General features: G+C 39.6%; 22 protein-coding genes. 14 read left to right on the top strand and 8 right to left on the bottom strand.

Features of this window, described 5'->3' with window-relative positions; genetic code table 11:
* Positions 1 to 122 precede the first annotated feature (122 nt).
* Positions 123 to 560 carry a universal stress protein gene (locus tag M1F17_RS11760; RefSeq protein WP_004263984.1) on the top strand — a complete coding sequence of 146 codons (438 nt, stop codon included), beginning with the start codon at positions 123 to 125 and terminating at the stop codon, positions 558 to 560.
* A 53-nt stretch (positions 561 to 613) separates the two neighbouring features.
* Here the strand turns inward: M1F17_RS11760 and M1F17_RS11755 are convergent, their stop codons facing one another.
* On the bottom strand, positions 614 to 907 hold the full coding sequence (locus M1F17_RS11755; RefSeq protein ID WP_096864009.1) for a DUF5339 family protein: 294 nt from the start codon (positions 905 to 907) through the stop codon (positions 614 to 616).
* Between the two features lie 243 nt (positions 908 to 1,150).
* Between M1F17_RS11755 and M1F17_RS11750 the strand changes: the two genes are divergently transcribed.
* On the top strand, positions 1,151 to 1,552 hold the full coding sequence (locus M1F17_RS11750; RefSeq protein WP_226616985.1) for a hypothetical protein: 402 nt from the start codon (positions 1,151 to 1,153) through the stop codon (positions 1,550 to 1,552).
* Here M1F17_RS11750 and M1F17_RS11745 read toward each other — a convergent pair.
* Positions 1,549 to 2,190, bottom strand: coding sequence for a TetR/AcrR family transcriptional regulator (locus tag M1F17_RS11745; protein WP_094962483.1), 642 nt, complete (start codon positions 2,188 to 2,190; stop codon positions 1,549 to 1,551). The genes M1F17_RS11750 and M1F17_RS11745 overlap by 4 nt on opposite strands.
* A 198-nt stretch (positions 2,191 to 2,388) precedes the next feature.
* Between M1F17_RS11745 and M1F17_RS11740 the strand changes: the two genes are divergently transcribed.
* From M1F17_RS11740 to phoH, 4 genes are all read left to right on the top strand, one after another.
* The gene (locus M1F17_RS11740) at positions 2,389 to 3,201 is read left to right on the top strand and encodes a threonine/serine ThrE exporter family protein (protein ID WP_094962484.1); all 813 of its coding nucleotides are present in this window, start codon (positions 2,389 to 2,391) and stop codon (positions 3,199 to 3,201) included.
* The gene (locus M1F17_RS11735; RefSeq protein WP_112307410.1) at positions 3,192 to 3,662 is read left to right on the top strand and encodes a threonine/serine exporter; all 471 of its coding nucleotides are present in this window, start codon (positions 3,192 to 3,194) and stop codon (positions 3,660 to 3,662) included. Before M1F17_RS11740 ends, M1F17_RS11735 begins: the two co-directional genes overlap by 10 nt.
* Before the next feature lie 298 nt (positions 3,663 to 3,960).
* Positions 3,961 to 4,914 carry an endonuclease gene (locus M1F17_RS11730; RefSeq protein WP_226616991.1) on the top strand — a complete coding sequence of 318 codons (954 nt, stop codon included), beginning with the start codon at positions 3,961 to 3,963 and terminating at the stop codon, positions 4,912 to 4,914.
* Positions 4,915 to 5,409: 495 nt separating this feature from the next.
* Positions 5,410 to 6,195 carry a phosphate starvation-inducible protein PhoH gene (gene phoH, locus M1F17_RS11725; RefSeq protein WP_094962486.1) on the top strand — a complete coding sequence of 262 codons (786 nt, stop codon included), beginning with the start codon at positions 5,410 to 5,412 and terminating at the stop codon, positions 6,193 to 6,195.
* Positions 6,196 to 6,269: 74 nt separating this feature from the next.
* Here phoH and zinT read toward each other — a convergent pair whose 3' ends face one another.
* Both zinT and M1F17_RS11715 read right to left on the bottom strand, forming a co-directional pair.
* A complete protein-coding gene (zinT, locus tag M1F17_RS11720; RefSeq protein WP_004264004.1) occupies positions 6,270 to 6,914 on the bottom strand; it encodes a metal-binding protein ZinT in 645 nt (214 codons plus the stop codon).
* A gap of 217 nt (positions 6,915 to 7,131) precedes the next feature.
* Positions 7,132 to 7,971: a siderophore-interacting protein gene (locus M1F17_RS11715; RefSeq protein WP_094962487.1), complete on the bottom strand. Its 840-nt coding sequence runs from the start codon at positions 7,969 to 7,971 to the stop codon at positions 7,132 to 7,134.
* 257 nt (positions 7,972 to 8,228) lie between these two features.
* On the opposite strand from M1F17_RS11715, the gene M1F17_RS11710 reads away from it, so the two are divergent.
* Positions 8,229 to 9,071, top strand: coding sequence for a hypothetical protein (locus tag M1F17_RS11710; protein ID WP_094962488.1), 843 nt, complete (start codon positions 8,229 to 8,231; stop codon positions 9,069 to 9,071).
* Positions 9,072 to 9,076: 5 nt separating this feature from the next.
* Here M1F17_RS11710 and M1F17_RS11705 read toward each other — a convergent pair whose 3' ends face one another.
* From M1F17_RS11705 to M1F17_RS11695, 3 genes are read right to left on the bottom strand one after another with little or no spacing between them, the layout of a single operon-like run.
* The gene (locus tag M1F17_RS11705) at positions 9,077 to 9,208 is read right to left on the bottom strand and encodes a DUF2474 domain-containing protein (RefSeq protein WP_311135863.1); all 132 of its coding nucleotides are present in this window, start codon (positions 9,206 to 9,208) and stop codon (positions 9,077 to 9,079) included.
* A gap of 4 nt (positions 9,209 to 9,212) precedes the next feature.
* Positions 9,213 to 10,223: a cytochrome d ubiquinol oxidase subunit II gene (cydB, locus tag M1F17_RS11700; protein WP_094962490.1), complete on the bottom strand. Its 1,011-nt coding sequence runs from the start codon at positions 10,221 to 10,223 to the stop codon at positions 9,213 to 9,215.
* On the bottom strand, positions 10,213 to 11,550 hold the full coding sequence (locus M1F17_RS11695; protein WP_094962491.1) for a cytochrome ubiquinol oxidase subunit I: 1,338 nt from the start codon (positions 11,548 to 11,550) through the stop codon (positions 10,213 to 10,215). Before M1F17_RS11695 ends, cydB begins: the two co-directional genes overlap by 11 nt.
* Positions 11,551 to 11,797: 247 nt before the next feature.
* Here M1F17_RS11695 and M1F17_RS11690 point away from each other — a divergent pair, with 247 nt between their 5' ends.
* Both M1F17_RS11690 and M1F17_RS11685 read left to right on the top strand, forming a co-directional pair.
* Positions 11,798 to 13,222 carry a PLP-dependent aminotransferase family protein gene (locus tag M1F17_RS11690; protein ID WP_004264022.1) on the top strand — a complete coding sequence of 475 codons (1,425 nt, stop codon included), beginning with the start codon at positions 11,798 to 11,800 and terminating at the stop codon, positions 13,220 to 13,222.
* 95 nt (positions 13,223 to 13,317) lie between these two features.
* Positions 13,318 to 13,884, top strand: a complete 567-nt coding sequence (locus tag M1F17_RS11685; protein WP_226616984.1) for a HutD family protein — start codon at positions 13,318 to 13,320, stop codon at positions 13,882 to 13,884.
* Here M1F17_RS11685 and M1F17_RS11680 read toward each other — a convergent pair.
* Complete coding sequence (locus M1F17_RS11680) at positions 13,881 to 14,492, bottom strand: LysE family translocator (RefSeq protein ID WP_094962493.1); 612 nt, start codon at positions 14,490 to 14,492, stop codon at positions 13,881 to 13,883. The two genes, M1F17_RS11685 and M1F17_RS11680, sit on opposite strands and share 4 nt — an antisense overlap.
* Before the next feature lie 161 nt (positions 14,493 to 14,653).
* Here M1F17_RS11680 and M1F17_RS11675 point away from each other — a divergent pair, with 161 nt between their 5' ends.
* The 5 genes from M1F17_RS11675 to M1F17_RS11655 all read left to right on the top strand — a co-directional run bounded on the left by M1F17_RS11675 (position 14,654) and on the right by M1F17_RS11655 (position 20,997).
* Complete coding sequence (locus M1F17_RS11675) at positions 14,654 to 15,127, top strand: Lrp/AsnC family transcriptional regulator (protein ID WP_036958686.1); 474 nt, start codon at positions 14,654 to 14,656, stop codon at positions 15,125 to 15,127.
* A gap of 658 nt (positions 15,128 to 15,785) precedes the next feature.
* Positions 15,786 to 17,129 carry a radical SAM protein gene (locus M1F17_RS11670; RefSeq protein ID WP_144139956.1) on the top strand — a complete coding sequence of 448 codons (1,344 nt, stop codon included), beginning with the start codon at positions 15,786 to 15,788 and terminating at the stop codon, positions 17,127 to 17,129.
* 10 nt (positions 17,130 to 17,139) lie between these two features.
* Positions 17,140 to 17,829, top strand: a complete 690-nt coding sequence (locus tag M1F17_RS11665) for a molecular chaperone (protein WP_165880597.1) — start codon at positions 17,140 to 17,142, stop codon at positions 17,827 to 17,829.
* Between the two features lie 29 nt (positions 17,830 to 17,858).
* A complete protein-coding gene (locus M1F17_RS11660; protein WP_318836992.1) occupies positions 17,859 to 20,441 on the top strand; it encodes a molybdopterin-dependent oxidoreductase in 2,583 nt (860 codons plus the stop codon).
* A gap of 13 nt (positions 20,442 to 20,454) precedes the next feature.
* The gene (locus tag M1F17_RS11655) at positions 20,455 to 20,997 is read left to right on the top strand and encodes a DMSO/selenate family reductase complex B subunit (RefSeq protein ID WP_004264054.1); all 543 of its coding nucleotides are present in this window, start codon (positions 20,455 to 20,457) and stop codon (positions 20,995 to 20,997) included.

Here is a 20,997-nt window from a genome sequence, read left to right as displayed (position 1 = left end):
AAGACTATACTTAGAAGAGTAAAAGGACAATATTCACCCGCTACGCCTAATAACCAAGTTGTAAAAATACACAATAATACAGCTTGAATAAAAATGTAAACATAACTAATAAGGGGCATCATATGTATAAAACAATTTTGGTTCCTGTGGATATATCTGAAGATGTACTAACAGATAATGCATTAAAACATGCTATTTATTTAGCAAAAATTTCAGATGCGAAAATTCACTTATTTCACTCAGTTCCGGATGTTTCAAGATTTTCAATGAGCTACAGTTATCATTATGATTTATTGTCCTCATTTGCTAAAAAAGCACTTGAACGTTCAGAAGAACAGTTAAAAGAAATTATTGAAAAAATTGATTATCCGTCAGACAAAATCTCTTATAAGGTTGAGTTTGGTTCACCAAGAGACAAAGTTTTATCAGAAGCTGAAGCTATTGATGCTGATCTTATTGTTATCGGCTCACGCAATCCAAGTATTTCAACGCATTTATTAGGTTCAAATGCTTCTGGGATTGTTTCCTATGCTAAGATTTCGGTTCTTGTGGTTCGATAAAATAAAATAGCCTGCTCAGCAGGCTATTTTTTGTCTATTAAAAGCGAACAAATCTAGGGGGTTTTAACCGCTTCTTTGGCTTGCTCAATTGCTTTAAGTGCTTGGCTACAAGCTTGCTCTTGTGCATCATCAGGGTAGCTAGCAAGGGCTTTTTTCGCTTCCTCTAATTGTGACTTCATTAATGCAATTTGTTCACCTGCATTGGCTTCATCTTTATATTGTTCTTCAGCTTGCTTAACCAGGTCGTTCATTTCTTTGAAATAAGTATCACAGGTAGCACCTGCATTTGCATTAAATGCAGCGAAAGCCATTAAAAGGCTAAATGCAATTGGAAGAGTTTTTTTCATCATATTTTCGCTTTTAAAATTCATAATATCGTCAGAATAACATCCCATATTCAAAAACGCATCACTCGAACACGTGAATGTTTTTAATTGATAAATTTTTACTGCATATTGAGAGTATTCCTGTTAGTAACTCGCGGTAATAGCATAATTTGCAAAACACAAATGATAATCATTCTTGACTGAGTGCAATGTAAAAGTGTACATTTGAGTACACTTTGAATAATGATGACAAAAGAGATGATTATGATGAACAAAAAGATGATAGAAACAGAAAGCTGGCCAATCTGTGAGATGAATGTATTTCCTTCAACGATGGATGAAACCCGTTTATGGTTAGAGGAAATGGATATGCTATTGGCAAGAAGAAATGAGTTTGTATTGATATATCCTCCGGTGGTTAAAAAAGAAAAACCATCCTTAGAAGATATGGAAAGCATGAAATATATACGTCGTTGGTTGAAAGATGCAAAAGAAGCGATGGAGCAACATTGTCGTGCTCTGGTTGTTACCCTACAACCTGACGGGCGAGATCAAGAAGAAATGGAACGAATGGCACCCATGCTGTCTGCGTTGTACGGCCCTCAAGTTTTAATCGCAAATAATTCCATGGCAGCCAAAGAACAAGCCCAATCAGTTCTAGCTTAGTCGGCTGTGGTTTTACTGATTTTACGGATATAACTGGCGATGATATCGACAGACATAGCAATTTGCTGTTGAATAAATTCATCGCTGGGCTTGAAATCAGCAATACAGAAAGTGGTGATAAACACATCTGCTTTTAGCATTTCTAGGTAGCGTGAAGAAATGCTTAACAATGTTTTTTCATCCACTTTAACGTCAGGAAGCAAAGCCAATTTTTGTGTCAACAGACGATAGCTTTTTACTGGACCTTGCTCAAAAAATGCGTGAGTTATTTCTGGGAAACGGTTGTATTCACCTAAAATTAACCGGTATAACCCAATGGATTCAGGCTTAAGTACATTCAATAAAAATCGAGAACCATAAAAAGAAAGTATGGACTCAATCGTATCCAGTGGTGGTGTTTTTTCGTCGGGCTCTTGAAAAATATCATCAATCATTGATGCAATAACTGCAGCAAATAACCCTTCTTTATCACCAAAATTTTTATACAAGGTTGAGCGAGAGCCCCCAGCACGTTCAATAATCATATCCAGAGTTGCGCCTTCAAACCCATATTGCAGAAAAATTTCAGTTGCTGCAGTGATCAACGCCTGATGCCGACGTTGGCCTTTTGGGGTTTTAGCTGTTAGAGGGCTATTCATGAATGGTTAATCCTACAATTTGTCTTCAATAAGAAAATAACATAACAAATTTTACGAAATAGTTTAAATCACGTTACCTCAATCACAGATTTACCTGAAAGAGATCATCATTTAAGCTGATATTTGTCTTTATGATATTTATAAAGATTAACATGTTTAGGTAGATATCTGAATGGTTGTCACAATGTTGGGGGCAAGATGACAGAGCATGTATTAAATGAGCAAAAAACAGACCAAGATGATCCTGTTAATCAGCAACGTGAGGTAACTCGGCTATGTATTGAGTGTGGTTTATTGTTATTGCAACATGGCGCTGAAAGTATGCTCGTTGAACAATTGACGACCCGTTTGGGTATTGCACTTGGAGCAAGCCAAGTCGATAGTGCTATTTCATCTAATTCATTAGTTTTAACCACTATAATTGATGGTCGCTGCTTAACGTCAACACGACGCATTATTGACCGCGGTATAAATATGCATGTTGTTACTGAAGTTCAGCATGCAGTCATCCTAGTCGAACATCATTTGTTAGACCGAAAACAATTAAAAAAGAAATTATTATCAATTAAACCGTTGCGTTATCCTCGATGGTTAATGGTGCTGATGGTGGCACTATCTTGTGCTTGTTTTAGTAGGTTGAATGGAGGTGGATGGGAGAGTGCGTTAATTACATTTTTAGCCAGCGGTTGTGCAATGTATGTGCGGCAAGTGTTAAGTTCCCATCAAATGAATCCGTTAATTAATTTTTGTATTACTGCCTTTGTTGCTACCACGGTCTCAGGTTTATTATTGAAAATACCGTATTTGGCTGTGACTGAAACAATTTCGATGGCTGCCAGTGTATTGCTTTTAGTTCCCGGCTTTCCATTAATTAATGCAGTCGCTGATATGTTTAAAGGGCATGTTAATACAGGATTAGCGCGTTGGACAATGGCGAGCCTTCTCACTTTGGCTACCTGTATTGGGGTTGTGTTAGCAATGACAATCTGGGGTTTAAAAGAATGGGCATAGAATTTCTATTCTCTTTATGTGAGAAAATGCTATTAGCCGCTATACCGGCAGCAGGGTTTGCTATGGTATTTAATGTGCCTGTAAGGGCATTGAAATATTGTGCCTTATTGGGTGCTATTGGCTATGGCTTTAGAATGATACTGATGACATTAGGATTGCAAATTGAGTGGGCAAGTTTTCTTGCTGCAATTTTAATCGGTATTATCGGTATTCAGTGGTCGCGTTGGTGGTTAGCTCATCCTAAAGTGTTTACTGTTGCTGCCGTGATCCCGATGTTTCCAGGTATTAGTGCCTATATTGCAATGATTTCAGTCGTTAAAATATCGCAATTTGGCTATGACCCTGAATTAGTTGAAGTTCTAGTGACTAATTTCTTAAAAGCCTCTTTCATTGTTGGAGCCTTGTCTATTGGTATTTCTTTACCTGGTTTATGGTTATATCGCAAAAGACCAAGCGTGTAATTTTTAATGGTGTGGCTTACTGGCATTCTCGTTATGTGAGTAAGTCATACTTTACTTTTTACTAATAAGATTTAGATATCCTATTAAAGCTGCATAAATTCCGATATGGATGGTGAGCCATAAAATTGGGTCATCTCTGATATCATTTATGCTACTATTTGATTAGAATATGTGATATTTCTTCTTATGCATTAATGTGTTAGAGGAAAAACTAATGCATTTATATTAATTCTTCGCATATATTCTTATTAGTGGTGTTATTTTGAAACAATTTAGCTTGTCCAAATATTATCAATTCATTTTTTCGATTCTATTATTTCTTTTCTCTGCTTTTTCATTTTCCGCACCAAATTCGTTTACAGAAGCTAAAGTGCTAAGTAAAACGCAGGTTTATGCAGATCAAAATCATCAAGGAGAGGGAACAATATATTGTGGTTGCCAGTGGGAATGGGTAGGAAAAAGCGGGGGAAAGGTTGACTTAGCCTCTTGTGGCTACCAAGTGCGTAAACAACAGAACCGAGCTGAGCGTATTGAATGGGAGCATATTGTTCCAGCATGGGTGTTTGGTCATCAAAGGCAATGCTGGCAAAAAGGGGGGCGGAAAAACTGTGTGTCTAGTGACCCTATTTTTGGCCGAATGGAAGCAGATATGCATAATTTAGCGCCTTCTATTGGTGAAGTGAATGGTGATAGAAGCAATTTTAGTTTTGGGCAATTATCCACTAATACACCGTATCCATACGGAATGTGCCGTAGCCGAGTTGATTTTAAACAAAAAGTCTTTGAGCCAAGAGATGAAGCCAAAGGGCAGGTAGCCCGAGTATATTTTTATATGCATGACCGCTATAACTTGTCTATGTCACGTCAACAACAACAGTTATTGATGGCTTGGGATAATAAATATCCTCCAACCTCTTGGGAAATCAAGCGAGATAATCGAATCGCTAAGGTAATGGGGCATCATAACCCATTTGTGACAGGGGAGAAAAAATGGAATTTAAATCATAAAAATAGCGCAGAGGGAGTTAATATTTCACCAGTCTCACCCTTAAATCAGCCTCAAGTAATAGAAGATAAATCTATTGTATCAGATGCGGTTGAAATTAAAGGTAATCGTAATTCTAAAAAATATCATTTTTCACATTGCGCTAGCTTCAATACCATCGCTGATAAAAATGCCGTCATCTTCACTGACGAACAATCGGCTAAAGCCGCAGGTTTTGAGTTAGCGGGAAATTGTAAAATACGCTAATTATCCTTTCAAACCACAATAGTTAACTAACTGATTATTGTGGTTTTACTTTTTTTGTTTTTATGTGTGATAACGAAAAATTTTAATAAACGCCCAAAATTTTGTTAGAAAAATGTTGCTTTATCAAAAAAAATGACGCTATATTTAAAGCAGTGAAAACTGCAATAAAAACATGGACTCATTGGGGCACAAAAAATATTGCAGTTCGTCATATTACTGTCACATAGATTCATTAGTTTAAAAGTATCGCTGTTACAGGAGAAACTAATGGGAAATAAGTGTTTGTACACGAGAATACAAAGCCGGTTACCACTCCATCATGAGATTTCCATGGTGAGATTGGTAACCGGTTTTTTTATTAGCCGAGTTATGGCATGGAGTTACAGCCACATAATAGATATTTGATATTAACTTTGAGCTTGAAGGGAGCTCGCCTCTGTTTTGAATAGTCCGTCATTTGAATTGACATCACTGATACCTGGAAGGGTTAATACTATGAGTAGACAGAAAGCTGCAACAAAGGCACGCCGTGAAATGAAACGTTCATCACGCAAAGATCGCTCAGGTCGTTTTGATATCAATAACGTCGCATCATTTGCTGAATTTACTGGTATTGAAGCTATCGGTATGGCAAAAGAACGGCGTGATGAATCCCCTATATTGCCCAGAAATGAAGCTCAAAAACTCTATATTAATTCCATTAAACATAAGCAATTAATTTTTGCGAATGGCGAAGCGGGATGTGGTAAAACTTACATCAGTACTGCACTTGCGGCTGATGCGTTAATTCATAAAGATATCAATAAGATCATTGTGACAAGGCCCGTTCTTCAAGCGGAGGAAGATCTCGGTTTTTTACCGGGGGATATGTCAGAAAAGTTTGCGCCTTACTTTCGCCCAGTCTATGACGTCTTGGTGAAAAGGCTCGGCGCATCTTTTTTGCAATATTGTTTGCGTCCCGAAATTGCTAAAGTGGAAATAGCCCCATTTGCTTATATGAGAGGCCGAACATTTGAAAATGCCGTCGTGATATTAGATGAGGCTCAGAATGTCACAGTCACTCAAATGAAAATGTTTTTAACTCGGCTTGGTGAAAATGTGACGGTGATAGTCAATGGTGATGTGACCCAGTGTGATTTACCAGAAGGTGTGTCTTCAGGGTTAGCTGATGCATTACAACGTTTTAGTAGTGATGAAATGGTTTCAATGGTGAATTTTACTATAGAGGATTGTGTGAGATCACAATTATGCCATAAGGCATTATTGGCTTATAACCACTAATTAGCATTGCTATTAACTATATGCCCCGCGATTTACCCACGGGGCATAGGTTAGACTCCTATATAGGAAGCCGATTAGTGATAGAGCATCTCATGTACGATTTGCTCATCTGTGAGGGTATATGGGTAATAAGTTGGCCAATTTTCTAGCTGACTTAATAATTTTTCCTGAGATTCATTTCCCATATATAGGTGAAAATGCCCCGAGGCTTGTGGTTCAATAATATGGTCACTAAACTGGATAAATTTAGGCGCTTTTGAGTTTGCATCTTTGCATTCAAATAAGTAACGAACGCCTTTTTTTCCTGAAGTATAATGAAGAATTTTGTAACCGGCATAGTCATATTTACAGCTACTTACAGTACCATTTTGAGTAAACTCAATAACATCGTTTTCAATACCAATACTGTCAACATCAGTGGCATAACCTTTTTTATAATATTCACGATACTCTTCAACAGTTTTGTCTTTATTTTTCTTCGCTTTACTTTCTAGAACCTCATCAAGTTTTCCATTTAATAGTAATGGATTAACAGATTCCCAGATGCCTTGCCAGTCACTAAGAGATCTATCTTTGACGTCAGTATCTTCAAAAATCCCTTTTGAAGCTTGTAGCGCTTTCTCTGATTGTGGATGGGAGTGACTATGTGAGCCATGAGCAGCAGCAGTATAGCTAGTGAGAGCTAATGCAATATAAAGACTAGTTTTTAAAATTGCCATTTTGTACACAGTGGTTTTCCTATTTTTGTAGTGAATATAACGACCATAAAAACAATTACGTTATAACATAACATTAATGGGTATGAAAAGTATTTTAGGGCGTTTATTGTTGGGGAATATAATGGCTAACAACTTGATGAAGACAGGCAAGATCAGGAAATAAGTTCACTTATTAGAATTTATAAACCAATAAGCGAACTAAATATTTGAAGTGAAGTTAATCGTCAGGATTATCCATTACAGCATGGCGCTCATGATGGTAACCTTCCTCATCATAGCCATATCGCCAGTAAGGGATCGCATAGATATCATCACGACCAAAACCTTTTTCACGACGAATATAACGACGCAAATCACGAATAATTTGGTCTTCACCCGCAATCCAGAAAGCGCAGTCGCTGCTTGGGATGTCCCAAGACTTAAATGTGCTAATTAATTCAGCGGTTTTGGTGATATCACCACAAACCCAAATCACCTCAACTTGTTCAGGTTTTTTTAGTTCTCTTACGTCTTTTGGGTTATCTAATCGTAGTACAACTTTGCCTTGGGCATTCGCTGGCATTTTTTCTAATAATGCGGCGATAGCGGGTAGGGAACTTGAATCACCAGCCATGAAGTAATGTTGTCTGGCAGGTAATAATGGGTCTGGGCCACCTGGGTTGGTAATTCCCATCCAATTTCCTGGTTTTGCATCCCGAGCAAATAGATATGCAGGGCCAGTTGCGCCATCATGCATAGCAAATTCAATATCTATCTCGCTAACTTCTGGACGGATGGCTCTGACGGTATAGGTACGAACAAATGGGCGAGGTTTGTCTTCTGGCCAGCTACGGCCTTCTTTACTTAGGATAGGGAGTGCGGGCTGGCTGATTAAATCAGGGGCTAAAAATATTTTCAGGTGCCCACCTTCACAATCTGTTGGGTATGTATTGAGTCTTTCACCGGTGAAAGTAATACTACGAATAGATGGGCTGATATCGGTTATGGATTTGACTTGAATGAGCTGTGGTGGAGCCGGGCGGTAGATGTTTTTTTCAACAGGTTGTTCAGTGGCCACGGACGTTCTCCTATGTGTTAATGATAATTTTATTATTTGGTAATTATTATCATTATCATGAATAAATTAAAAGGTTGCAAGAGGGAAACACTGATTGCAGCTGATAAATGATGGCTACGAACTTGAGCGAGTTTAGTGCTATCAGCGGTTCTTATGGTAAATATATCGCAGTGTCTTGTGTCGTTTCTTTAAATACAAATAGGCGTGATAGATTTATGCTGCGTATCAGTTATTCACTATTATAAGAGACAATCGTCATGAGAATAAATAAACAAAGAACACAGGATATCTGTTTTTCACAATTATCACCCAGAAATGAGACGAGAATTGAATCACATATTGTTAATATTAAAAATTTATCATCACTACCTTCATTAAACTCATTATATAAGGCTGATAGCGATAAGAAACACATCACATTATTAAAAAAAGCGGATGATTGCCTGTTGCAAACACGTTCTTATTTTAAGGGAAGTCCTAATAAATCAGCAAATAAAATCAGGTTAAATCGTACTGTTCAACAACATCAAAATTGTTTAGAACAGTTAAGCAAAAATAGAGCCATTAAAGATAAAAAAGCTTTTTTACTCGCAGCCATTCAATCTAAAACGGGGAATTGCGGTGAATTAGCGGCAATTTGTTATGTTTTATCATGTCATGCTGGTCTTAATCCAAATTTTGTCCGGTTAATAGATGTGAAAAATAAACGTTTTGATCATGTTTTTTGTCAAATTGCTATCAATGGGCAAGATTATAATATTGATCCATGGGCAAATATTGTATGTAAAAAAGAAGACTATAACGACCTCTTAAAAACAAAAATAGCTGACTGGAATAGCAAAGGTAAATATTTAGCTCAAGATTTAAATTGGAGTAATATTGGAAGCTATCTTGAAACAAAAAATAGTGAAATACTGGGTGAAAATAAAATTACCATGGTAGATATCGATAATATGGTTGAAGTGTATAATGGGAAGTATAATGATTTGGATAAATTAGCCGAGGCGTCTTTTTTGCGGCGGTCAAATTCATCACACCCGACAGTGCCTTTCCTGAAAAGTCTAAAAATGCCGCGTAAAAATTTATGCGGCATTCAGTAAGTTGATTACTTCACTTTCATTCCAGCGGCGGTCATCATCAATTTAAACACTGACGAAAATGCAAATAAAGCAAGTACACTTCCGAACCAGATAATGGCCATCCAACCGAGTTTTTTCCACCAAGAGGAGGCTGCCACGTTATCAGTGGTAGCCTTGCTCTGGGGTAATTTTTCCTCTGAAGACATAGTAACTCCAATAGGTATAAACCAAAATAACAGGAATAATGAATAACGCACCCACTAACATAAAGCCTAAACTTTCGGATGGGCCTGCGGCATCACGGAAACTTATTGCAGGTGGAATGAGCGTTGGCCAGATGCTGATACCTAGACCAGTAAACCCAAGGAAAATTAACATTAAAGCCGCTAAGAATGGCACGCTGTCATGTTGTTGGCGCTTAGCGTTTTTTAGGATCAACCAAGTACAGGCTAATACCAGTAACGGAACAGGTAAAAAGAAGAACAGGTTCGGCAGTGAGAACCAACGCTCAAAGATTGCCTCATTTAACATTGGGGTCCAGAAGCTGATTACTGCTATGATCGCTAACATCAGTAATGTTAATGGCCGTAGGACACGATACATGGTGCTACGTAAGTGGCCCTCCGTTTTCATGATCAACCAACCACACGCTAGTAGCGCATAAGCGACCACGAGGCCAAATCCGCAAAACAGTGGGAAAGGTGAGAACCAATCGAAATAACCACCCATGTAAACACGGTTTTCCACATGGAAGCCTTGGATAAAGGCACCAACTACCACACCTTGAACAAAGGTGGCAAAAATTGAACCCCAAATAAAGGCGTGATCCCAATGGCGGCGGTGTGATTCATCCGCTCTAAAGCGAAACTCAAAGGCGACACCACGGAAAATCAAGGCCAATAACATGAAAGTTAATGGAATTGACAGGGCATCAAGGACAATCGCATAAGCGAGAGGAAAAGCACCAAATAGTGCTGCCCCACCTAAAACCAACCAAGTTTCATTGCCATCCCACACAGGGGCAACGCTATTCATCATCAGATCACGGTCTTGGCTGTCTTTTAGCGCAGGGTAAAGGATCCCGATGCCTAAATCGAACCCATCCATAACAATATACATCAACATACTAAATACGATGATGACAAACCAAATGAGAGGTAAATCAATGCCCATGAGCTGCGTCCTCCGCGATGCCTTTACGAATTAATTTCATCATGTACATGTAGCCGATACCGAACACCCCACCGTAAACCACAAAGAAGGCGATTAAACTGATACTCATGTGCATTTCACCATGTGCACTGACTGCATCAGAGGTTCGTTGTAGCCCATAAACAACCCATGGCTGTCGGCCTATTTCTGTTGTAAACCAACCCGCTAAAATGGCAATCAAACCAGAAGGAGCCATGACGAACATAAAGCGTAGGAAGGTTTTGGATTCATACAGGTTTTTACGATAACGTAGCCATAAACCCCAGACTCCAGCCGCGATCATTAATAAGCCGAGCCCGACCATTACGCGGAATGACCAAAACACCATAAACACGTTAGGCCTATCTTCTGGCGCGTATTCTTTTAACGCAGGCACTTGTTTGTCGATACTGTGGGTTAAAATCAGGCTTGCTAAATAAGGGATTTCGATAGCAAATTCTGTTTTTTCTTTTTCTTGGTTTGGTATACCAAATAAGATAAGCGGAGTGGCTTCTCCAGGTTTATTTTCCCAGTGACCTTCCATTGCAGCCACTTTAACAGGTTGATGTTTAAGTGTGTTTAGGCCGTGAGCATCACCGATTAAAGCTTGAACAGGGGCTAACACTAAAATCAACCACAGGGACATGGAAAACATTTTTTTCATGGCACTGGATTTATTGCCTTTGAGTAAATGCCATGCCGCAGAAGCACCAATAAAGAATGCCGCAGCAAGGAAAGCAGCCGTGGTCATGTGCAATAAACGGTATGGAAACGATGGGTTGAAAATAACCGCAAGCCAATCAACAGGAACGATACGCCCATCGATGATTTCGAAACCTTGCGGTGTTTGCATAAAACTGTTAGATGCCAAAATCCAGAAAGTGGAAATGATGGTACCTAATGCAACCATGCAGGTGGCAAAAAAGTGCAGTTTTTCACCCACTCGGTTCATGCCAAACAGCATGACACCAAGGAAACCGGCTTCAAGAAAGAACGCGGTTAATACCTCATACGTGAGCAATGGGCCGGTAATTCCACCCGCAAAATCTGAAAAGAAACTCCAGTTGGTACCAAATTGGTATGCCATCACCAATCCAGAAACAACGCCCATTCCGAAATTAACCGCAAAAACTTTCGACCAAAAATGGAACAGTTTTATATAGTCCTCGTCACGAGTTTTAAGCCATAGACCTTGTAGCACCGCAAGGTAACTTGCTAGCCCAATAGTAATGGCTGGAAAAATAATATGAAACGAGACCGTAAAAGCAAATTGTATACGGGCAAGTTCCAGCGCAGTTAGTCCAAACATATTGACCCCTGAGTGGATATGTTAATGGCACGCAATATTTAACGTTTTGATGAGAGCAATTGAGGCGCTAATCCCTAGCAAAAGGAATTGCTCACATCTGAATGCAAAATAACCGCAATTCAACGAAAAATTTTTTGTGCTTATAGTTAAAAAAAAGTCAGGTGAATGTGTGGATAAGTAGAACATGAGACGATAAACTATAATAGTAACAATTATTGGGATATTAACTATAACAGTTGAGGCGGCTATGACGAGATACGAACAATTAGCAGCGCAAATTCGTCAGCAAATTGAAGACAATATCTGGCAAGTGGGCGACAGATTACCTTCATTGAGGGAAAGTGTTAAACAGTCTGGTTTAAGTTTAATGACTGTTGTGCAAGCATATCAGTTACTTGAAAGCCAAGGATGGGTCGTTGCTCGGCCGCAATCAGGGTATTACGTGGCAAACCGCAATAACGCATTTGCTGCCGCAAAAGGAGGAAAAGGGCTACATTTGAATGAAAATGTAGAGATTAATGCCTCTATTTTTGGTGTCCTACAAGCTTGTAAGGACCCGAATATTATCCCATTTGGCTCTGCATTTCCAGAACCCGCCTTATTGGATGATCCAAAACTCGCGAAGTCTCTTGCGTCTGTTGCTAGGCGCTTATCGAAATTTAATACCCCGGCTAATTTGCCTCCTGGTAATGAACAACTGCGTCGTAACATTGCTCAGCGTTATGCAACCCAAGGGATCCATGTCGCTCCGGATGAAATCGTGATTACAGCAGGGGCAATGGAATCTTTAGTTTTGAGTTTACAATCGGTGACTCAGCCCGGGGATTGGGTCGTTATCGAATCTCCTGCATTCTATGGTTCACTTCAGGCAATTGAGCGGTTAAAACTTAAGGCCATTGCCATTAAAACAGACCCGTTATTTGGTATTGATCTTGACGCATTAGAGGATATTGCGAGCAAATATCCAATTAAAGCCTGTTGGCTAATGACGCATTATCAAAATCCATTAGGCGGAACGATGCCGCAAACAAACAAAAGACGTCTGGTCGATATCCTTAATAAGCATCAAATTACTTTAATTGAGGACGATGTTTATGGGGAACTTTATTTTGGTAGCAAACAGCCAATACCCGCAAAGGCACTTGATACTAAAGGTAATTTCTTTCATTGTTCTTCATTTTCGAAATGTTTAGCACCGGGGTATCGTGTGGGTTGGGTGGCTGCAGGCCAACACGCGACAAAAATTCAACATTTACAAATGATGAGTACCGTTTCTGCCAGCGTTCCCACGCAATTAGCTATTGCGGAGTACTTATCATTAGGGGGATATGACAGCCACCTTCGTAAACTGCGTTTAACGATGGAACAGCGTCAGCACCAAATGTTGAGTGCAATAGCAAAATACATGCCTCAGTCAGTAAAAGTTAATACACCAAAAGGTGGGTATTTTTTATGGCTAGAGTTTGAACCGCCGTTTAATGCAATTCGGTTGTATCAACTCGCACTAAAAGAAGGGATCAGTATCGCGCCGGGGAGCATGTTTTCCACAAGTGACCAGTTTAACCATGCATTTCGTCTTAATGCATCGTTTACATGGAATGAGAGGGTGGAGGAAGCAATGAAAACTTTAGGTCGTTTATGTCACTTTTTAATCAATGAGAGGCGTGATTAGTCACATTATCATCGTTAATTCATTGCCCTGAAAGATTAACTTTGCCAATCTAGGTATAAATCTAAATGTGTTAGCAGCAACAGACGGGAGGTAATGTGAAAATAAAATGTTTTGACATAATGGAATTACCTATCCTTGATTGGAATGATGGTGCGGGGGCCAGCCAAGAAGTGTTTTGCTGGCCGGTTGCATCGGACTATTCATTACGCGCAAGCATTGCAACCATTAACCAAGATAGCTATTTAAAGCGCTATGCAGAAGGGGAAAGGCTGGTGGTATTGTTGAATGACCAGCCGCTTCTTTTAACCGATACCAAAGCGTTTGAGCATCGCCTAGAGCGCGCAGGTGATCACGCCCAATTTTCAGCTCAGCAATTTTGCGCGGTAAAAGTCTCAGAGCCATCAGTTAAGTTAATGAATTTTATTTTTCGAGATGATAGGTGGGTGGCTATAAACTATTTCATCACTGAAGATTGTAGATTACCCGCCAACCAAGCGGGGTTAGTCTACGTGCTCAATGGCGAATGGGAAATTTCAGGGGCAAATTGCCATCATATGGCGCAAGGACAAGGAGCGTGGTGGTTACCTGATATCGGTGAAGGAGATATAAAACCACTTAGCACCGATAGCAAGTTAATCTGGATTGAGTTATTACCCCGCTAACTGGTTGCTAAACCGATAGCGGCTAGCGTTAGCATTCCACCTGCAACACCTTCGGTTATACGACGTTTTTTATCATTATAAGCTTGTTTATTATGCATGGATGCAAATAATGCACCTATTACGCCGTAGATCAAGACACACGAAAGTATAAAAGTGGCTGAAAGTATCAAGGATTGGACAGCGACACTTTCTGTTAGCTTAATGAAATTCGGTAAAATAGCAAAATACACCAGTAACCCCTTGGGGTTAAGAAAGCTAGTTAAAAATGCTTTACCCACGACCGCCTTTGTTGACACAGTTTGAATTCTTAAGTCTCCGGCTTTCATTGCAGATAACACCATGCGAATAGCAAGGTAAGTGACATAAGCGACCCCAACCCATTTAATGGTGTGGAAAATCATGGGTGAAGCTGCAACAATCGCCGCTAAACCAAGTGCAGCCAGAATCGCATGTGCCACATAACCCAATATAATACCCAAATTCGCTTTCAAGGCCGCTGAGGTTCCTCCTGATAATCCTTGTGCGGAAATAAATAGAATGTCTGGGCCTGGTGTGCAGACTAAAGGGATCACAGTTGCGCTAAATAAGAGTAAGTTCTGTAACTCCATTTCAATTCCTCATTATTGTTCATTGTTATTTTCACGCAACTGGCCAGTAGCGATAAAATTATAGCGATAATCCAATGATATTGGATTTTTTTATTGCTTTAAAACAAACAAAAATTGGTATTTAATATCATTAATTAATATAAAATTGAGGAGGAGTGCCAATGAAAGAAAGTAGGCTAAAACTGGATGCCATTGATAGGCATATCTTACAAGTATTACAAAGAGATGGAAAAATTCAGAATATTGAATTAGCTAAAGAAGTGGGGCTTTCCCCGTCACCTTGCCTACGTCGCGTGAAATTACTTGAAGAGGCTGGGGTTATCAAACGTTATGTAGCGGTGTTGGATGGCAGTAAAATTGGAGCGGGCCTTTCTTTATTTGCTCGTATTTGGTTTAAAACACAGGATGCTAAAACCATCAACCAATTCGTTGAAGACATTAAACAGATGCCTGAAGTCGTCGAATGCCATCTAATGGCTGGGGAATGTGATGCACTGATCCGTATTGTGACGGAAGACTTAGCTTCATATCGTCGTTTCCATGCGGATCATTTAACACAAATTAGTAGTATTCAAAGTATTAAGACGGAGGTACCAATGGAAACGGTTAAGGTTACTTATGCTTTACCACTTTGATGATAATAGCTAATAGAACGATAGTGACAAATTGAAAATGCTTAACGATTAATTTTAATTATATAAATTAAATATGATAAAAAGGATAAATAGTCACTATGCTTTATTTGTTGGGGAGATTTATTTTCATAAGATAAAAATAAATAATAATACAAAAATGAATAGATGAACATTTTTTGAATTTTAATTTTACAAATTGAAATATTATTATGATTATTTTAATGTTAACAGGTTAGTTTTATTTTATTTTTAAGTGTTGTCTAATTGGCTATTTAGTTTTTATATAGCGACTTATTTGATGAGATTATTCTCATATAATGAGAACGTTGCTGAGTAATAATTTGGCTATGCTGGCAGTATCAGCTAATTGGTTGATATATAAATAATGAAAGGAAAGTTTTTTTGATCTTGCGCAACATCATATAATACCGCTAACTTATACTGCCATTAATACTAAATCAAAATAAAATAATGCGAATATTTCTTATTTAAAAAATATTTTCAATTTAATCGGTAATGATGTGAGTCTTTATAAGCATTTTTCTAATTGTCACAGGTATTGTCATACCCGTCTATTAATTGATTATTTGCGATCTGAGTCCAATTGAAAATTCAACGAATAATAGGAACTATTTGCTCATAAATTGAAGGTAAATTTATGATCTATCCTATTACAGATAGAACAATCTCTATAGTAAATAACCAAAAGTTTAAGCGTTATGCTATTCGCTATTTGGATATTGAACAGCAAACACAGCAGGCAATTATCGAATATGGACTTAATTTTGAAGACCCTTTTGCACAGCAACATGAGATTGAACAACTCAAACTAGATATAAAAAGTAAAGGCGCAATTTTTGCGAATAGTGGAAAGAGTATACATTGTAATTGGCTATCAAGTGCTTGTGTACAATGCCGTACAGGGGAAGGGAGTCACACGACATTTTTATCCTTAAAATGCCACCGCGATTGTTACTTTTGTTTTAATCCAAATCAAGAAAACTATCATGAATTTCAAGAGGAAATGCGCGATGCTATTGGTGAGGTTGATGCGATAGCAGAACAAGGTTATCCACTTACCCATATCGCACTAACAGGAGGGGAACCTCTACTTTTTCGCCAAGAAAGCATTGCGTTTTTCCAAGCAGTCCAACAGAAATTACCTCTGGCTCATAGCCGTTTATATACAGCAGGTGATCCATTAGACCGTAATACGGCATTAGCTCTAGCTAAAGCTGGTCTACAAGAAATCCGCTTTAGTATCAAAATTGATGATCCTAAAGAACGAATTACTAAAGTTTTACATCGCATTACTTTAGCTCGCGAAATTTTTCCTGCTGTAATGGTGGAAATGCCCGTGATCCCCGGTACAGAACCGCAGATGTATCAATTACTTACTCAGCTTGATGATATTGGTATTGATGGTATCAATTTATTAGAGTTTTGCTTTCCATTAACAAATAGTGAAGCCTATCAAACTCGCGGGTTCATGCTTAAAAACCCACCTTATGAGGTGTATTACAACTATTGGTATGCAGGTGGATTAGCTGTCGCACAGAGTGAACTAGCCTGCCTCCGTGTTCTTAAATTTGCACTAGAAAATCAGTTATCTATTGGAGTGCACTACTGCTCTTTAGAAAATAAGCATACTGGGCAAGTGTACCAAAGCAATGCTTTTTTTGAACACAACGAACAAATAATAGGAAAGCATTATATTTTTTCCTCTCGGGATTATTTTTTTAAAAGCGCCAAAGTTTTTGGTGACGATTGTGAAAAAGTGGCGGTTTTATTGAAAAACGCAGGCGTTTCTTATCATCAAGAATTGTTGCATGGATTTTTGCAGTTTAATCCTGAAGCAATTTGCTTATTAACCCCGCTAGCCAAACTGCCTATTGCATTGACTTCCCACATTATTGAGCCCGATGAACAGGGCAATCCTTTAATTAAAGAAGTGCGAGTTGAACTCACCACACCCACTGAATTTTTATTGACTGACCTGTAGGGAAACATTTATGACCAATGATGACCAAATTTTAGATTTTCTTTATGCGCGTCAATTTGCTTATGACGTATTACGGCGCTTGTTTATGGAAGAACCGACGCCAGAATTATTAAGTTATTTAAGTGATTCAGGGTTGTTGTTATTCCCCTGTGATGAAGCATTACCTGCAATGAAAAATGCGATAAATGAGATGCATAAAGACTTAAACAATAGGCGGATACAAGCCAATACCGAAGATTTCGAAAATTTGCATTGGGATTTTACTCGCTTATTTATTGGCCCAGAAGCCCCGCCGGCAGCGCCATGGGAATCAACGTATGTTTCTCGTGACAAATTGTTATTTCAAGAAAGTACCTTAGCAGTGAAGTCTTTTTATGAACAGTATGGCGTTCACTTGCCAGAAGGTGATATGGAAGCCGCTGACCATATTGGTTATGAGTTAGATTTTATGTGGCATTTAAGTCTGCGTATTACTGAAGTTATTGATAGCGAAACTGAAAATGTTGATTGGACTAAAGTAAACGCATTATTGCTCGGGTCTGTGACATTCCTGAATACCCATTTATTGGCTTTTATTACGCCATTTTGCCACTCAATGCATAACCATGCAGAAACCGTATTTTATCGTCAATTAAGTTCATTACTTGAACTTTTTTTACGCAATGATATTAAAAAAATCAATGAATTAGTCAATTTATAATAATAAAACAAAATGAAGAGGTAAGAGCAATGTCAGAAAGACAGAAAATAGCCTTAAGTCGCCGTTCATTTATAGCTTGGACATCAGCGGCATCAGTAATGGCTACGTTACCGCTGAGTAAGCAATTATATGCGGCAACACCAGAGGAAGAAAAAGCGGTTGCACAAGCTACTGATGCAGTGACTCAAGGGAAATGGAAACCCGTAGCCTGTTGGCATAACTGTGGTGGCCGCTGTGTTAATAAAGCATTGGTGGTCGATGGTGTCGTTGTTAGACAAAAAACAGATGATGTGGTTGCAGATTCTCCTGATTTCCCACAACAGCGAGGTTGTTTACGTGGTCGTTCACAACGTAAACAAGTTTTTGGGGCGGATCGTCTGAAATACCCCATGAAGCGTAAAGGCTGGGCCCCGGGTGGTGGGGACAAAAGCTTACGAGGACGGGACCAATGGGTGCGCATCAGTTGGGATGAAGCATTAGATATTGTGGCATCAGAGTCGAAACGTATTAAAGAAAAATATGGTAACGAGTCTATTTGGATCACGGGTGGTAACGGTGTTGATATCCAAAACGTTTACGCCAAAGCGGGGGGTTTTGTTGGGGATTGGGGAACAACCTCGTGGGGAGCATGGTTTGAAACACCAGCCCATTTAGGATTACTTGAAGGATTTTATACCTTTGGTACCAATGACCGTTTTGATATGCGTAACTCCCAGTTGATCGTGATGTGGGGGGCAAACCCAGCGTGGAGTAGCCCGGGTAGCCCAACCTATAATTATTATCAGGCAAAAAAAGCTGGGGCTCGCTTCATTAGCATTGACCCAAGTTATACGACGACGGCAGAGTTAATGGATGCAGATTGGTACCCCATCAATCCGGGTACTGACCATGCATTAGCACTGGGTATTATGTACGCACTATTAGAAATGGATAGCCCTGACAGTCCGTTGATTGATTGGGATTTTTTACGCCGTTGCACAGTTGGTTTTGATGAAAGTAATATGCCCGCAGGTGCAGACCCGAAGGGGAACTTCAAAGATTATCTATTAGGCACCTATACGGGAGAGCCAAAAACACCTGAGTGGGCCTCTAATATTTGTGGGCTGTCAGTGAGTGATATTCGCACTTTGGCACGTGAAATCGGTGGCACCAACCGAGTTGCATTGCTTACAGGTTGGGCACCTGCTCGAATTCATAATGGTGAAGGGTGGGTGCAAGCATTCTCAACCTTAGGCTTTATGACTGGCCATATGGGAATGCCTGGCCGGATGACAGGGGTTAGTTGCCATTTCGCTGCTGGAAATAATGGCACGCGACTCGTTATGGCGGGAGCAAGTGGGCTACCTTCAGTACCAAACCCAGTCAGTTTAAAAATCAATCACAATGAGCTTAACCGTGCATTATTAGAGAAAAAATTCCGCCAACGTGGTGTGGGGGATGTGGATACAAATATCCAAATGATAATTCATCCATTTAATGCGACGTTGCAAACACGAGCTAATATTTCGCAAAGTGTTGAGGCTTACCGTAAAGATGTGGAATTGGTTGTGACTGCAGCGTATGTTCCGCATACTTGTGCCAAATATTCGGATATTGTCTTACCGGTGACGACTGAATGGGAGCGTGAAGGAACCATATTAAATCCAAGTAACCGTGAAGTTATGATAGCTGCGGTGAATGTAACGCCACCACTTTATGAAGCGAGAAGTGACCAATGGATCGCCAAAGAAATAGGTAAGCGTCTAGGTATTAATGTCGATGAAGTTTTTCCTGTTTCGGAAAAACAACAATTTTTCAATAAACTCAATGGCGCAACAATCATTGGTGAAGATGGTAAGACAACAGAACCATTAATCACAATCACTCAAGCGGACATTGATGAATGGCAAGTAACAGGCAAGCCACAACAGGGGCGAATTACCCTCAATGAATTTCTTACTGTTGGGAAATACCAAGTAAAACGGACGGCTGGTGATAACTATGGCTATATTGCCTATGAAGATTTCATTCGCGACCCACAGGCCAATCCACGACCAACACCAAGTGGCAAATTTGAAATTTACTGCCAAACATTAGTCGAAAAAGCCGATGAGTGTGGCTGGACTAAATTACCACCAATTCCTGAGTATATTCCGTCTGCAAGTGGTTACGAGGCTAGCTTTAGCGATTTCTCGAAGAAGGAGAAAGGGGATTACCCATTCCAAATCTATAATCCACACTATTTACGCCGCTCTCACAGCACGCTTGATAATGTGCCTTGGTTACGTGAGCAGTGGCCAAGCCCAATTTATATCAATGCGTCTGATGCGAAACGTTTAGGTATTAAACACGGTGAAACTGTGTTGGTCACGAGCCCACAAGGGAAGATTGTGCGCCCTGCATTGGTGACACAAACGATGAAGCCGGGTGTGGTCGCACTACCCCATGGCAGTTGGACCGATGTTGACGAAAAAACAGGGATAGATATGGCGGGGGCCGACAATACGCTAACCATTCAAGTCCCTACAGGGCTTGGTACATCAGGGTGGAACACGATGCTATGTAATATCGAAAAATGGCATGGTGACCAGTTAGTTCCAGATGCAGCAATTCCACAGCGTATTATATTTTAGGGGGCAATAAGAAATGGATAAACAAGTCGGATTTTATATTAATGTTGCCACTTGCATTGGTTGTAAGACCTGTGTTGTTGCATGTAAAGACAAAAATGACCTTGAAGTCGGGCGCAACTTTCGCCGTGTGTATGATATTGAAGTGGGGGAGTATCCACGTCCTCGGACTTGGCACTTGTCTATTGCCTGTAACCATTGTGATGATCCGCAATGTGTAAGTCATTGTCCTACCACCGCAATGCACAAACGAGAGGAAGATGGCGTTGTCTTAGTCGACCATGATAAATGTGTGGGTTGCCGCTATTGTACGTGGGCTTGTCCATATGAAGCACCTCAGTTTGATGCCAGTATTGGAATGATGACTAAGTGCGACACTTGTCTTGATCTCCGTGAAAAAGGAGGAAATCCAATGTGTGTTGATTCTTGCCCTATGCGTGCGATTGAGTTCGGTCTAATTAGCGAATTACGTAAAAAATATGGCTCGAATGCAGATATTGCCGGGCTACCTAGCTCAAGTATTACCAAACCGAACCTAGTTGTCGGTACAAAAGGATAA

Source organism: Providencia sp. PROV073 (genome assembly GCF_033688125.1).
Taxonomy (GTDB): domain Bacteria; phylum Pseudomonadota; class Gammaproteobacteria; order Enterobacterales; family Enterobacteriaceae; genus Providencia; species Providencia hangzhouensis.
Note: the sequence above shows the minus strand (reverse complement) of the source record. Positions and strands in the feature narration are given on the sequence as shown.